Annotated in this window: 11 protein-coding genes; 7 read left to right on the forward strand and 4 right to left on the reverse strand. The window is 48.7% G+C overall.

Annotation, left to right across the window (positions count from 1 at the left end):
* The first annotated feature begins 224 nt into the window (after positions 1-224).
* The 3 genes from BBG47_RS15525 (at position 225) to BBG47_RS15535 (ending at position 3,768) form a co-directional block, all read left to right on the forward strand.
* On the forward strand, positions 225-1,424 hold the full coding sequence (locus BBG47_RS15525; RefSeq protein WP_021255728.1) for an iron-containing alcohol dehydrogenase: 1,200 nt from the start codon (positions 225-227) through the stop codon (positions 1,422-1,424).
* Between the two features lie 260 nt (positions 1,425-1,684).
* The gene (locus BBG47_RS15530) at positions 1,685-3,322 is read left to right on the forward strand and encodes a formate--tetrahydrofolate ligase (protein WP_065292455.1); all 1,638 of its coding nucleotides are present in this window, start codon (positions 1,685-1,687) and stop codon (positions 3,320-3,322) included.
* Positions 3,323-3,462: 140 nt separating this feature from the next.
* Complete coding sequence (locus BBG47_RS15535) at positions 3,463-3,768, forward strand: MTH1187 family thiamine-binding protein (protein WP_021255730.1); 306 nt, start codon at positions 3,463-3,465, stop codon at positions 3,766-3,768.
* Between the two features lie 108 nt (positions 3,769-3,876).
* Here the strand turns inward: BBG47_RS15535 and BBG47_RS15540 are convergent, their stop codons facing one another.
* The 3 genes from BBG47_RS15540 to BBG47_RS15550 all read right to left on the reverse strand — a co-directional run bounded on the left by BBG47_RS15540 (position 3,877) and on the right by BBG47_RS15550 (position 8,915).
* On the reverse strand, positions 3,877-5,694 hold the full coding sequence (locus tag BBG47_RS15540; protein ID WP_065292437.1) for a glycerophosphodiester phosphodiesterase: 1,818 nt from the start codon (positions 5,692-5,694) through the stop codon (positions 3,877-3,879).
* Between the two features lie 277 nt (positions 5,695-5,971).
* Positions 5,972-7,237 carry a Glu/Leu/Phe/Val family dehydrogenase gene (locus BBG47_RS15545; protein ID WP_021255732.1) on the reverse strand — a complete coding sequence of 422 codons (1,266 nt, stop codon included), beginning with the start codon at positions 7,235-7,237 and terminating at the stop codon, positions 5,972-5,974.
* A 565-nt stretch (positions 7,238-7,802) separates the two neighbouring features.
* A complete protein-coding gene (locus tag BBG47_RS15550) occupies positions 7,803-8,915 on the reverse strand; it encodes a citrate synthase/methylcitrate synthase (RefSeq protein ID WP_083189339.1) in 1,113 nt (370 codons plus the stop codon).
* Between the two features lie 112 nt (positions 8,916-9,027).
* On the opposite strand from BBG47_RS15550, the gene BBG47_RS15555 reads away from it, so the two are divergent.
* The 3 genes from BBG47_RS15555 (at position 9,028) to BBG47_RS15565 (ending at position 11,799) form a co-directional block, all read left to right on the forward strand.
* Positions 9,028-9,903: a LysR family transcriptional regulator gene (locus BBG47_RS15555; protein ID WP_065292439.1), complete on the forward strand. Its 876-nt coding sequence runs from the start codon at positions 9,028-9,030 to the stop codon at positions 9,901-9,903.
* A gap of 95 nt (positions 9,904-9,998) precedes the next feature.
* Positions 9,999-10,706, forward strand: coding sequence for a response regulator transcription factor (locus BBG47_RS15560; protein ID WP_036667607.1), 708 nt, complete (start codon positions 9,999-10,001; stop codon positions 10,704-10,706).
* The gene (locus BBG47_RS15565; RefSeq protein ID WP_065292440.1) at positions 10,687-11,799 is read left to right on the forward strand and encodes a sensor histidine kinase; all 1,113 of its coding nucleotides are present in this window, start codon (positions 10,687-10,689) and stop codon (positions 11,797-11,799) included. The genes BBG47_RS15560 and BBG47_RS15565 overlap by 20 nt, the downstream gene beginning before the upstream one ends.
* A gap of 34 nt (positions 11,800-11,833) precedes the next feature.
* Here the strand turns inward: BBG47_RS15565 and BBG47_RS15570 are convergent, their stop codons facing one another.
* Positions 11,834-12,148 carry a hypothetical protein gene (locus BBG47_RS15570; RefSeq protein WP_065292441.1) on the reverse strand — a complete coding sequence of 105 codons (315 nt, stop codon included), beginning with the start codon at positions 12,146-12,148 and terminating at the stop codon, positions 11,834-11,836.
* Positions 12,149-12,426: 278 nt separating this feature from the next.
* Here BBG47_RS15570 and BBG47_RS15575 point away from each other — a divergent pair, with 278 nt between their 5' ends.
* Entirely contained in the window at positions 12,427-13,389 is a 963-nt protein-coding gene (locus BBG47_RS15575) for a D-alanyl-D-alanine carboxypeptidase family protein (RefSeq protein WP_065292442.1), read from the forward strand.
* The last annotated feature ends 7 nt before the right edge of the window (positions 13,390-13,396 follow it).

Raw genomic sequence — 13,396 nt, forward strand, 5'->3', positions numbered from 1 at the left:
GTTAGCAAATGCAGTACAGATAGTCAAGATAACTCAATCATTTGGGAGGGCTTCCTGATCCATCCAGGAGGCTCTTGTTTGTATACATATATATGGAAAATCGATTCACCTATCTTCGGTAGCAGGTTGATCGAGGGCTCTAAGGATGATACGATCATACTTCCGAATCCATGCGAGGTGTGCGTAAAGAGCAAGGTTCAAGATAAAGAAGAGGTGAGAAAGGTATGTTTACACATAGATTTGCACCCTATCAATATACAGGGTGGGGATCAGCAGCCCAACTGCTGTCCGAAGTGGAGCGTCACGCGCCGAAGCGGATATTGTGCGTGACGAGCAAGTCGGTATTTCGCAACGGTACGGTGGAGCGTGTACTTCAGCCGCTTCGTGAGGCAGGCTATGATATTGATATCTATACGGATACGATGCCGGAGCCGCCGCTTGCGGCAGGAGAGGCACTCGTTCGCTATACACGTGAAGGTAAGTTCGATCTTGTCATTGGCTTAGGCGGGGGAAGTGCGCTGGATTTGGCTAAGCTTGCGGCAGTTCTATCGCAGCATGAGGGAGCAGTTGCGGATTATTTGAATTTGAGCGGGACTCGTCCATTATCTGTACGCGGCCTGCCGAAGATTCTAATCCCGACGACATCAGGCACAGGCTCGGAAGTAACGGATATATCCGTGCTGTCATTGGAGACAACCAAGGACGTTGTTGCTCATGATTACTTGCTGGCTGATGCTGCGATTATTGATCCAGAACTGACCGTGAGTGTACCACCGAGAGTCACTGCAGCGTCGGGCATGGATGCATTAACCCATGCAATAGAGGCTTATGTATCTGTACACGCCAGTCCGACAACGGATGGGGTGGCGCTGCACGCAATTCGCTTAATTAGCCGTTCACTCGTTCGGGCGGTGAAAGATGGAACGAACAAGGAAGCACGGACTGAAATGAGCTATGGCAGCTATTTGGCTGGCCTCGCCTTCTTCAACGCGGGCGTGGGTGGTGTTCATGCGCTTGCTTATCCGCTCGGCGGACAATTCCATTTATCGCATGGCGAGTCCAATGCAGTTCTGCTGCCGTATGTGATGAATTATATTCGTGGTGCCTGTATGACGCGTCTTCGCCATATCGCAGAGGCAATGGGCGCGGATGTTCGTGAATTGTCCGATGCAGAGGCGTCCTGCCTTGCCATTGAACGGATGAAGCAGCTGATTGAAGAAACGGGAATACCGCAGACGTTGGATGCCTTCGAGATTCCTCGTGATGCACTGGAGTCACTTGTGCAGGATGGCATACAGCAGAGGCGGCTTCTTGCACGCAGTCCGCTGCTGCTAACAGAAGATGATATTCGTCGTGTGTACCTGTCTGCCTTCGAAGGTGTGCTGGCCGAGGCGGCACCGCTTCAGCAGAGTCATGATTCGTAGGTAATTCATAATGCAAACTATAGGGTCTGCTATTGTGAAGCCCACGCAAATTGCGAGGGCTGCGCAAGCAGGCCTTTTTGCGATGTGCTTTTGCGATGCACTTTTGTCATGTACTTTTGCTGCCTTTATTTCCGTTGTGAGGAACGTACATGTACGCAACAGGCTGGACGTGTATAATGAAGATGATATGTTTACCAGGAATGGACACTAACTATTCTCAAGTTGGAACACGACCGGATACAGGGGGAGAGGGCATGACGATGAAGCGAATCGTAGATGTTGCAGCGCAATTGGGCATTCCGCAAGAAGATGTGGAGCAGTACGGGAAGTATAAGGCCAAGCTTGGACAGGATGTATGGAATCGCGTAGCCGATCGGCCGAACGGGAAGCTCATTCTCGTAACAGCAATGAATCCGACACCGGCTGGTGAAGGGAAGACATTGACGACGATTGGATTGACCCAAGGTCTGAATCGAGTTGGACATAAGGCAGTTGCGGCATTGCGGGAGCCTTCGCTTGGCCCTTGCATGGGAATGAAGGGTGGCGCCACGGGCAGCGGCAAGGCGCAGCTCGTGCCGGCTGAGGATATTAACTTGCATTTTACCGGTGACATTCACGCGGTGTCATCTGCACATAGTGTGCTCGCGGCATTGTTAGACAACCATATCCATCAAGGGAACGCTCTGCGAATACACCCTTCCCGAATCATATGGAAGCGGGCAGTCGATATGAATGATCGTGCCCTTAGAAGTATTGTCGTTGGTCTTGGAGATGGCAATGGCGTTGTTCGTGAGGATGGATTCATGATTACGACTGCTTCAGAAGTTATGGCGGTTCTATGCCTGGCGGAAGATATGGATGATCTTCGCAGCCGCCTAGGACGCATTGTAGTGGCATTCAACGAAGAGGATGAGCCAGTTACTGCTGCGGACTTGAATGCAGTTGAAGCGATGTGTGCATTGCTGAAGGATGCCATTCATCCGAATCTGGTGCAAACAGGCGAAGGGGATCCAGTGTTGGTGCATGGCGGCCCATTTGCGAATATTGCGCACGGCTGCAGCAGTGTTCGTGCTACTCGCCTTGCGTTGAAGCTGGCGGATTATGTAGTGACGGAAGCGGGCTTCGGCGCTGATCTTGGTGCGGAGAAATTCATGGATATTAAGTGCCGCCAGACAGGCTTGTTCCCGTCGGCAGCCGTGCTTGTTGTTACGGTGAAGGCAATGAAATATAACGGTGGCGTATCCAAACAGGAGCTGGCCAGCGAAAATGTGGCGGCGGTTCGTGCTGGCTTCGTGAACGTACAGCGTCATATTGAAAATATAAAGCAGTTCGGCGTGCCACTGGTTGTCGCTGTGAATCGATTCGCGACAGATTCCCCTGCCGAGTTGGATGCGGTTATCGAGTTGTGCACACAATCGGGAGTGCGTGCGATCCTGTCTGAAGCATGGGAGAATGGCGGCGAAGGATGCCGCGCATTGGCGCAGTATGTTGCCGAATTGGCCGATTCCTCTGATGCTGAATCGCAATTCCAGCTGCTGTACCCGGATGAGTATTCCATTGAGGAGAAGATAGAAGCCGTCGTTACGCGTATATATCGCGGTGCGGGTGTGCATTATCAGCCTGCGGCGAAGCGTGCTCTGCGCAAGCTGGAGCAGCTTGGAGCAAGCCGCCTGCCTGTATGCTTGGCGAAGACGCCTTATTCCTTCTCCGATCGAGCAGGCCTGCTTGGTGCACCAGAGGCGTTCACTGTTGAAGTGAAGGATGTTCGCTTATCTGCTGGAGCTGGATTTGTCGTGGTGCACACGGGGCAAGTGCTTACGATGCCGGGAATGCCGGCACGGCCTGCTGCTGAGCGCATCCATGTGGACGCAAATGGGTCTATTTCGGGATTGAGCTAGGTTGGATGGGAACGAACCTTCGAATGTTCTCCTCTATCCATAGGAGAAGGTAGTTGGAGATAATTATTGTAGGAATCGTATTGAGCTCCCTTTCGTGAAGGGATATGATGGGGATAGGTTCAAGAAAGGGATGAACGTATATGGCGATAGCTGAGATTACTGTAATTCCAGTCGGCACAGGCTCTACAAGCTTGAGCAGTTACGTGGCGGGAATGCAGAAGGCGCTGGAGAGTGTTGAGGGCATAACCTATGAGCTAACTGCGATGGGAACCATCATTGAGGGGCCATTGGATCGATTGCTCGCAGCGGTGCAGGCACTTCATGAAAGTCCATTTGAGGCAGGAGCACAGCGTGTGTCAACTGTGTTAAAAATCGATGACCGCAGAGACAAGCCGTCCTCGGTTGCTCAGAAACTGCAGTCCGTACGAGAGAAGCTGCAGGACTGATAGGCAAATCGTTCAAATAGAGATAAGAAAAACACCCGGTAGGTAAGCGGATTTCGCTTCTTTACCGGGTGTTTGTGTGTAAATGGGAATGGAGCCTTCTTGTTCTTGTTATTGCTCCTCGCTCTCTACCTTGTGCAGTACATTAATGGTCTCTTTTGCATCAGTAGCAATGTCTGTAATGATACCGTCAGCTCCAAGGGTATAGAATCGCTCTACACTCTCTGTATCATTGACCGTCCAGACGTAAATGGGCTTGCCGCTCATTTTCGCTGAGCGAATGAGTCTTGGTCGGGCAAATGATTCTTCGACAACGAAGAAATCTGCTTCGAAGCGATTAAGCGGAGCGAAGGTGGCGAATATGACATACCCGACCGTCAGATCCGGTGCTGCCTTCTTCACCTTCTGAACCAGTTCGTAATCTAGGCTTTGCACAATAATTTGTTGTTCTGCCTTATGTTTGCGTATCGTGTTGACAAAGGTAGAGACCAAGTTCTTCTCATGACCATGTGTCTTGAGTTCCACGTTGAGCTTGATTTTCCCTTTCGTTCGCTCGAGTACCTCGTCGAGGGAAGGCGCGAAGTCACGGAATTCCCCTGCGCGCAGGGGAATTTGCTGCAACTGAGCGAGTGTAAGGTCGAACACATTCACATTTTTTCCGGATAACCGCTTCAAGTTCTCATCATGGATAACTGCCAGCTTGCCATCCTTCGTCTGAAGAATGTCAAGCTCGATATAGTCAGCCCCTGTTCGAATGGCGCCTTCGAAAGCGCCCATTGTATTTTCCACACCGGCAGTCACATCGCCGCGATGAGCCATGATGATGAATTTATCATTAGCCTCTCCCCAATCGGTCAATAAGGTCGTTGCCCCCCAGCCGATGGCGATAAGAATAAGAAGTCCGAATGTCGCCAGTGCAGAGCGATAGCGCCGCACAAGTGAACGCTGCATGTCGCGACCTTCCCAGACAGTGGCATCGACTCCGTCTGTATCAAGGTTCACCTGGTCTTGACCTTGATAACGCACATAGAGCAGTGTAATGACGGTAATGAACAATGGTGTCATAACTAGCGTTGCAATATACAAGCCTAGGCTGAGTGTAATGCCAAGCGTAATAGCTATGGCAGCCCCTTCGCTATCTACATCAGGAAGCAGAAGCCCCACTAGGATGAGAAGACAGATCAGGAGAATGAATAGGAGTAAGAAGATAATGACCCATTCAATCACGGCTCTAACTAATGACCACTTGCTGCGCCAGAACAATCGGCCGCTCTTGCGGACAGCATTCCAGAATTGATTCTTGCCTTCCAATACCATAATCGGCAGGGCATAAATGCAAATCAGATTCAGAATGAGAACGACCAGCGCGACAATGACTAGGACGATGGTTCCGATACTTGTCTTCATTAACTCACCGGTAATAAAGTTCGGTATCGCTACACTAGGCAGTAGTGATCCTCCAATGCCGGCATCAAGCAGTGGGAACAACAGCAGCAAATAAAGAGCCAGACCGAATATCCCAATGCGCCATAAGCCTGGCAATCGAGAGAGGGCTTTGAACAACACAGGCCTAATTCGTGCGCGTTTCTTTTGAATACCGTAATAGGCAATATAGACGAGAGCAGCGAACTCCGTGTAAATGAGCATCATGGCAATGGGGGCCATGAGCAGCAGACTGAGTAGGCCGTATCTGCTGAACACGAAGCGGAGCAGATCGTGATTCGCGGCCGCATTGAAGCCCCCGACATCTAGTATTTTGTTGAAAAGTATCGATAGAAGCGGGATGAATACGCCAATCGTCAGTAGTTTGTACACCAATTCAAATAGAAGAAAAGGACGGTAAGCATATTTCCACACCCCTATAATATCCCTTGTCATTCGAAAAGGAATGAAACGGGAACGGCGCTTATTGGTACGCTTAGCATTCATGATTTATGTTTTCCTTTTGTGTCAGTATCGTGCTACACGTTACATTATAGACCATGATCCCATTCTTACCAACAAGACGGCTGGGTGAGGGAATGCAGGCGGTTAGAAAAATATAGTTGATAGTGTATGTGGAAAGAATATACTCAATTCATGAAAATGGAGTTTTTATGTGTCCAATATACAGAATCAGCCCTCTCGTGCTTCCGACTGGAAGTGGAGAGGGCTGAACTTATGTTGAAGAGTAAGGATACATTTGACCTTTAGCGCTTAGAATGGCTTATACCCAGCCTCTTGCACGCATAGCTTCAGTAACGCGTTGAAGTGAAATCATGAACGCTGCCGTACGAAGATCTGTAGCGTATTCTTTCGCCAGATCACGAACGGCATTATACGATTTCACCATGTTCACTTGGAGCTTCTCCAGAACTTCTTCTTCACTCCAGTAGTAGTTCATCAGGTTTTGTACCCATTCGAAGTAGGATACTGTAACACCGCCGGCATTTGCCAAAATGTCAGGAATAACAATCGTTCCGTTCTTGTTCAGGATTGCGTCCGCTTCAGGAGTTGTCGGTCCGTTTGCTGCTTCCGCAATGATGCGTGCTTTGACGCGTGGAGCGTTCTCCTGTGTAATGACATTTTCCAATGCTGCCGGGATCAAGATATCGACATCCAGCTCAAGCAGCTGCTCGTTACTGATATGGTAGCTTGCGCCGTAATCGAGGATCGTTGCTTCGTCCTTCAACTGCTCTACACGATCCAGATCAAGGCCGTTTGCATCGTAGATACCGCCACGGGAATCGCTGACTGCCACTACTGTTGCACCGAGGTCTGTGAGCAGGCGAGCTGCAATACGTCCAGCATTACCGAAGCCTTGAACGGCTACCTTTGCGTTCTCCATCGGAAGTTTAATGTCTTCCAATGCAGATTGGATTGCATACACACAACCTTGAGCAGTCGCCGCGTTCCGTCCAAGGGAACCACCGATGATGATTGGCTTGCCTGTAATAACGCCTGGCGAGTTGTGTCCACGCAAGCGGCTGTATGTGTCCATCATCCAACCCATAATTTGAGGTGTTGTATATACGTCTGGAGCTGGAATATCGCGCTCTGGTCCTACGATGTCAGCAATTGCCTCCATGAATGCGCGGCTGAGACGCTCAAGCTCGCCTTTGCTGAGTGTGCGTGGGTCCACGATAACGCCGCCCTTGCCGCCGCCGTATGGCAAGCCAACAACACCACACTTGAATGTCATCCACATGGAGAGTGCTTTAACTTCGTCAAGTGTTACATCCGGATGGAAGCGAATGCCGCCCTTTGTTGGTCCTACTGCATCGTTATGCTGCGAGCGATAGCCTTCGAAGATACGAATTGAGCCGTCGTCCATTCTAACTGGGAAGTTTACGGAAAGAACACGCTTTGGTCTCTTCAGTAATTCGGTGACATGCTCGGGCAATTGCAATTTAGCTGCAGCTGCATCAATTTGCTTCTTAACGATTTCGTATGGGTTAAGTACTTCTGTTTGTTCGCGTTGTATGGTTTCCATGGGATTACACCTAACCTCTCTGCAATATAGGAACACTTTTCACACATTATACTGACAATGTGCGCTTTTTGAAATACGATTTGTCGCAAAAACGCCCACATCCGTAAAAGAAGATTTTACACAGGGTGATAAAATTTATTACATTAATATAATCTTTTATGGCCATAAAACCTTTTTATAGAAAAATTTTAACAATTTGAAGTGGCTGGTATGTATTTCAAGAGAGGACATTTTTCGCGCTCTATACGGGCGTATTTCAAATAATTATGATAATAACTAGGGAATTGTGCTTGGGGTGTCATCGGAAAATGTCTATATGAAGAGGACAAGCTATAAGGTGCTTAAAAGTTACGTTGGTTAATTAAACCATATTCTGATGGGTTTGATCTGCCAAAATGGGATTGGATAATGGAAATGGTACAAATTTATGATTGTTCGTCTTTTGGATAAATTACGTGGTTTCGGATAAAAAAGGAGGTGCCTGCTCGTCTGATTATTTCCGATCCGACGAAGAGGCACCTAATAAATGTATAAAAACGAGGATAAGAGACCTAAGGTTTACTCATTACGATACATGCTCAGTAGTGGGAAACGAGCCAATGTACTTGGCATCGGGACGGTAGATGACATTGTCTTTCGCCTGTTCGATCATATGGGAGGTCCAGCCGACGGTACGGCTTGCCGAGAAGGTTGGTGTGAACAACTCACTAGGCAATCCGATTGCACGCATAATGGCAGCTGCATAAAACTCGACGTTCGCATACAGCTTGCGCCCAGGCTTATATTCAGCGAGCAGTCGTACAGCAGTATCCTCGACGAGCTGAGCCAAATCGAGCCAATGGTCACTTTCCTCCATCTTCGCAATGCGCATTTTCAATGCTTCTGCTCTTGGATCGCGTGTCCGATATATACGGTGTCCGAAGCCCATTAACAGACTACGATTCTCCAACTGTTCACGCAGCCAGTCTTCCGCTCGATCAGCCGTACCGATCGCCTCCAGCATTTCCGTTACACCTGAAGGAGCACCGCCATGAAGCTGCCCCTTCATCGCCCCAAGCGCCCCCGTCAAAGCGGATACCATATCCGACTCTGTGGATGTGATAACGCGAGCGGTGAAGGTGGAAGCGTTCAGTCCATGCTCCATGGTAAGGATCATGTACGTTTCCAACGCGCTGGCATGGATATCGGTCGGAACCTCGCCTGTCAGCAAATATAGATAATGGGCTGCATGGCCTAGAGATTCGTTACTCGGTATCGAGTCCCATATAGGCAGCCCTTGTTGCTTGCGATACAAGTTCGCGATGATAGCAGGCATCATCGCCGTTAACGCCATCGCTTGTTCAATATGTGGAGCCCCTTCGTATACAGTTGTTCCTAGTACAGAAACTGCGGTTCGCAGCTGGCTCATCAAGTTCATGTCTGAAGGAAGCTGGTTCAAGCAATGGATGACAGGCTCAGGCAGCTGTCTGCAGCGCACCCAAGCCGCTGTGAAGGATTGCAATTCTGCTGAGCTTGGCAGTGTGCCATACCAGAGTAGGTAAGCAACTTCCTCGAAGGAATGCCGAATGGCAAGTTCTTTAGCATCATATCCGCGATATAGCAATATACCGGCATTGCCGTCAATGAAGCTCAATTCGGTTTCTGCTGCAACAACACCTTTTAACCCCTTGTCAACCATCATTTCCCTCCTCCTTTAATATGTATTATTATATACATGGTGTCTGATTAAAAATATTGAAACGTTTTTATTGATTTAATAGGGAATCTTAATCAATAGGGAGCCGATGACGATGGATTTGAAATGGATACAAACATTTGTGCACGCTGCTGCGCATGAGAATTTCCGTCGCACTTCGGAGGAATTGTTCATCTCGCAGCCGACGGTAACGATCCAGATCAAGCAGTTGGAGCAATATTTGGGCTCGCCTTTATTTAAACGAGTAGGACGCAGAGTAGAATTGACCGAGGAAGGCCGGCGATTTCTTCCGCATGCGAAACATCTGTTGTCCGTTCATGAGGAAGGTATGCAGGAGCTGCATCGCTTCAAGCAGGGCTATACTCGCAGATTGAATCTGGCGGTATCGCCGCTTGTAGCGGCATATCTCATCCCACATGTCTTGAATCGCTATGTGCATGCTAATCCTGATGTAGAGGTTCAAGTTCAGGTACTGGAATCGAAGCAAATTGCCGATGCGGTGCTGCAAGATCAGGTGGATCTCGGATTATCCCGAATGTGGGCAAGTGATGCGCGGCTTACCTGTGATATATTGGGGGAGGATGAGGTGGTGCTTGTCGCGCCGCATGATGGGCATGATGCAGAGACGGCTTCTCCGCTCCAGCTCGGAGATTTGCTGGCGAATCATATGCTGCTCACTTATAATCATCCTGAATATTGGGAGCCGCTTATGCAGGAGCTGCAGACGAGATATCGATACATGCGCACAATGCTTGTTACCCAAGTTCATGTAACGAAGAGGTTCATTGAAGAAGGGCTTGGTATTTCGTTCTTGCCTGAGATTACGATTCGCCGTGAACGTACGGAAGGAAGATTGCTTCAGGTGGATTGCTCGGAATTGATGCTGCCTACCGCAAGAACGTATGCGGTTATGAAGCACAATGTTACTGAAGGGCAGCGTTTCCTGGAATTTTTCCGTGGATTCATGTAAACAGGAGATCAGGCTGCTAGTGGTTGCCGTTGAACCGGGACGGTATTTAACGGTATGCTAGTGCCAACAATGTTGATAGTGGAAGCAGGAGGGTAATGGGTGTGACAAATATATTAATTGTCGACGATGATAAAGAAATCGCTGGCTTAATCGATATTTACTTGAAAAATGAAGGATATTGCACGCATAAGGCATACGATGGTGTGGAAGCATTGGACATCCTTCAGCATGAACCTATCGAACTGGTCATTCTCGATGTGATGATGCCGAGGCTGGATGGACTTGCGGTATGCCGCAAAATTCGGGAGAACCAAGCGACGCCAGTCATGATGCTGAGCGCTAAGTCGGAAGATATGGATAAGATCATGGGCCTTATGACAGGTGCGGATGATTATATGACGAAGCCGTTCAATCCATTGGAGTTGGTAGCGCGCGTAAAATCTCTGCTCCGCCGTGCTTATTTATTGAATTCGCAGCTTCAGTCTCAAGCGCAGCCGGTGGATGTTATTCGCATTCAGACGATGGACATTAATAAGTCGACCCATTCGGTGAAGGTGGATGGACAAGCAGTACATTTAACGAGTGTGGAATTCGATATTCTCTACTTAATGGCGAGCAACCCAGGAAGAGTATTCAGTGCGGAAGAGCTGTACGAACGAGTATGGAAAGAGAACTTCAATGGATCGCACAATACGGTGGCGGTTCATATCAGCAAGCTGCGGGACAAGCTGGAATCAAGCGGTGGCAAACTCATTCAGACCGTATGGGGAGTAGGGTATAAGATTGAAGACACCATGGTATAGTAGCCTTCGATGGAAGATGCTGTTCACCTTCATGCTAAGCATTATATTGGCATTGATAACAGCCTACCTCATGCTCGGTCTTGCTCTGTTTATGTACACTTACTTGCATATCGATCTGCTTAATAGTTTGTTTCGGGCATTGGAGCGAATGTTCGGAGTTGTTGTACCGCTCATTGTCGTTGGGTTGGCGCTGTTCGTCGGTATCTATTTTTTACTGAATCGCAAATTAATTAAAAATATGGAGCAAATTACAGCAACGGTTCAGCGTATGGCGGATGGCAATCTGGATGCCCGCTGCACCGTCTCCACGGATGATGAAATTGGCAGGCTTGCGGATAACATTAATCGTATGGCCGAACAGATTAAGCTGTCGCTGGAAGAGGAGCGCCTTGCCGAACGTACCAAAAATGAGCTGGTTACAAGCGTATCGCATGATCTTCGCACACCGCTTACCTCCATCATGGGCTATTTAGGGTTGGTTGAGCAGGATCGATATAGGGATGAAGTAGAGCTGCGGCATTATACGAATATTGCTTATGAGAAGGCTCAGCGCCTGAACGTCATGATTAATGATTTGTTCGAATATACCCGCATGAACGGCGGGATGACGCTGCATACGAGGCCGCTTAATATTGTAGAGATGGCTGGTCAGCTGTGTGTACACTATCGTTACCCGATGGAGCAGGAGGGTCTGACCATCTCGATGCACAGCGATGAGGATCAGTACTGGGTCGAGGCGGATCCAGATAAGCTGGTGCGTGTATTCGACAACCTGCTTACCAATGCGATGCGCTATGCGCCGCGTGGATCTGCAGTGGGAATATTTCTCCGCAAGCGGGGGGCTCGAATTATGATCTCTGTGCACAATAGCGGCGAGCCTATACCAGCTCATGATCTGCCGCATATTTTTGATCGCTTTTACCGTGTGGAGAAATCAAGATCGGAGCATTCAGGCGGTTCTGGGCTAGGTCTTGCTATATCCAAGACGATTGTAGAGCTGCATGGGGGAACAATTGAAGCGATAAGCAATCAGGAAGGCACTTACTTTGTCGTTGAGATTCCAAGCTCCGTGCCTCCATTGTATGAACAATAACCGAAGGCAGGTGAGCCTTCGGTTATTGTTCTACTTATGCTTCGTTATGGCAGTTGTCGTTATGGCTGGAGTACTTCGACATATGGGAGTTGCCCGATTCGTGACGTGGTGATACATCCCTGTTTGTATTGCCCATACGAGATTCACTCATTCGGGATTCACTCATACGAGAATCATTCATAGGGGAATCACTCATATGGGATTGTTCCATATGGTGTTGTTGCATGTCGTGAGCTGATGCTGTGCCGGATTCTGTCTCTCCCGCATCTGCGAGTCCCTCGTATACGGTATTGCCAAGCAAGAGGCTTCCTCCCAAGATGAGAACAGCGGCTAAGATGTTGCGTTTCATAAGGTATACCTCCTCGATATGTTACATATTTCACAATCATATGTCTATTATACCTGTTCGAGCCGATTAATCCCCCCTACTAAGGTCTAGAATTAATCAGATTAGTGCATATGGTATAAATTCCACATAACCTTTATACCGTCTTCTTCATATTTTCTTCATCTTTCATTCACTTTTCTTCATTTCTGCTTAGCACATTATTAAGTCCATTCGGTTATCCTGATACCTATCACGGGAAGATATGCGAATGCATGATAACAGGATAAGGGTGGATAATCGTGAGATTGAATATGAAAAGATGGCTGTTCACAGGCTGCATCGCCGCTGCCGGTATTTGGTTCATACTGCAACCTTACTCAGGACAAATCAAACAAAAGATATATAAAGTAGTGTCTGATAGCGTGCACACTGTAACTGGGCAGAATGTATTTGCTTCAGGAAGCCTGGATGCCCAGGCAGCGATCGTCATCAATCAAGATACAGGTGAAATTCTATACGGGATGAATGCTGATGATCGGCTCGCACCGGCCAGCACGACCAAAGTGATGACCGCGCTCCTCGCCATCGAGATGGCAGACATGAAGGAACAGGTGACCGTAGGGCAGGAGGTGCTGCTTGCCAAGCCGGGGGAGAGCTCGGCAGGGCTGCGCTTCGGGCAGCAATTGTCGTGGAAAGATTTGCTGGAAGCGATGATGCTGCCGTCCGGGAACGATGCGGCGAGAACGGTCGCCGTTCAATTGGGACGTCAGGTGCGCGCCGATGCATCCTTGGATACGGAAGAAGCGATCCGCGTGTTCGTTCAATGCATGAATGATCGGGCAGAGGAGCTCGGCCTTCGCAACACGCACTTTATGAATCCGCATGGATTGCACGATGCGAACCATTATAGTTCAGCACATGACTTGGCTGTTATTGCGAAGGAAGCGATGAAGAGCAAAGTGTTCCGCACTATTGTAGGCCAAACTACTGCTGATGTGAAGCTCGTGTCCGCAGATATGGAGAAGATCATGAAGTCGTATACGAATCGGAACCGGCTGCTGCAACAGGAGAGCGAATATTATTATGAAGGATCGACAGGCATTAAGACAGGATTCACCGATGAAGCCGGATACTGTCTAGTCTCCGCTGCCGAGCGCAATGATCACCGAATGATTACAGTTGTTCTGCATTCCGGTTCGAATAGCGTCTGGACAGATGCGAGAGAATTGCTCGATTATGGCTTTGAACAATATGCAGGATGAATATAAT

Origin of the sequence: Paenibacillus sp. KS1 (genome assembly GCF_001680695.1) — a bacterium.
GTDB lineage: Bacteria > Bacillota > Bacilli > Paenibacillales > Paenibacillaceae > Paenibacillus_B > Paenibacillus_B suaedae.

Excerpts from the sequence above, each read along its gene's own strand:
- BBG47_RS15525 (WP_021255728.1), top strand. The coding sequence starts at position 225 with ATGTTTACACATAGATTTGCACCCTATCAATATACAGGGTGGGGATCA.
- BBG47_RS15540 (WP_065292437.1), bottom strand. The coding sequence starts at position 5,694 with ATGAATGCTAAGCGTACCAATAAGCGCCGTTCCCGTTTCATTCCTTTT.
- BBG47_RS15555 (WP_065292439.1), top strand. The coding sequence starts at position 9,028 with ATGGATTTGAAATGGATACAAACATTTGTGCACGCTGCTGCGCATGAG.
- BBG47_RS15570 (WP_065292441.1), bottom strand. The coding sequence starts at position 12,148 with ATGAAACGCAACATCTTAGCCGCTGTTCTCATCTTGGGAGGAAGCCTC.
- BBG47_RS15560 (WP_036667607.1), top strand. The coding sequence starts at position 9,999 with ATGGGTGTGACAAATATATTAATTGTCGACGATGATAAAGAAATCGCT.
- BBG47_RS15535 (WP_021255730.1), top strand. The coding sequence starts at position 3,463 with ATGGCGATAGCTGAGATTACTGTAATTCCAGTCGGCACAGGCTCTACA.
- BBG47_RS15545 (WP_021255732.1), bottom strand. The coding sequence starts at position 7,237 with ATGGAAACCATACAACGCGAACAAACAGAAGTACTTAACCCATACGAA.
- BBG47_RS15550 (WP_083189339.1), bottom strand. The coding sequence starts at position 8,915 with ATGGTTGACAAGGGGTTAAAAGGTGTTGTTGCAGCAGAAACCGAATTG.
- BBG47_RS15530 (WP_065292455.1), top strand. The coding sequence starts at position 1,685 with ATGAAGCGAATCGTAGATGTTGCAGCGCAATTGGGCATTCCGCAAGAA.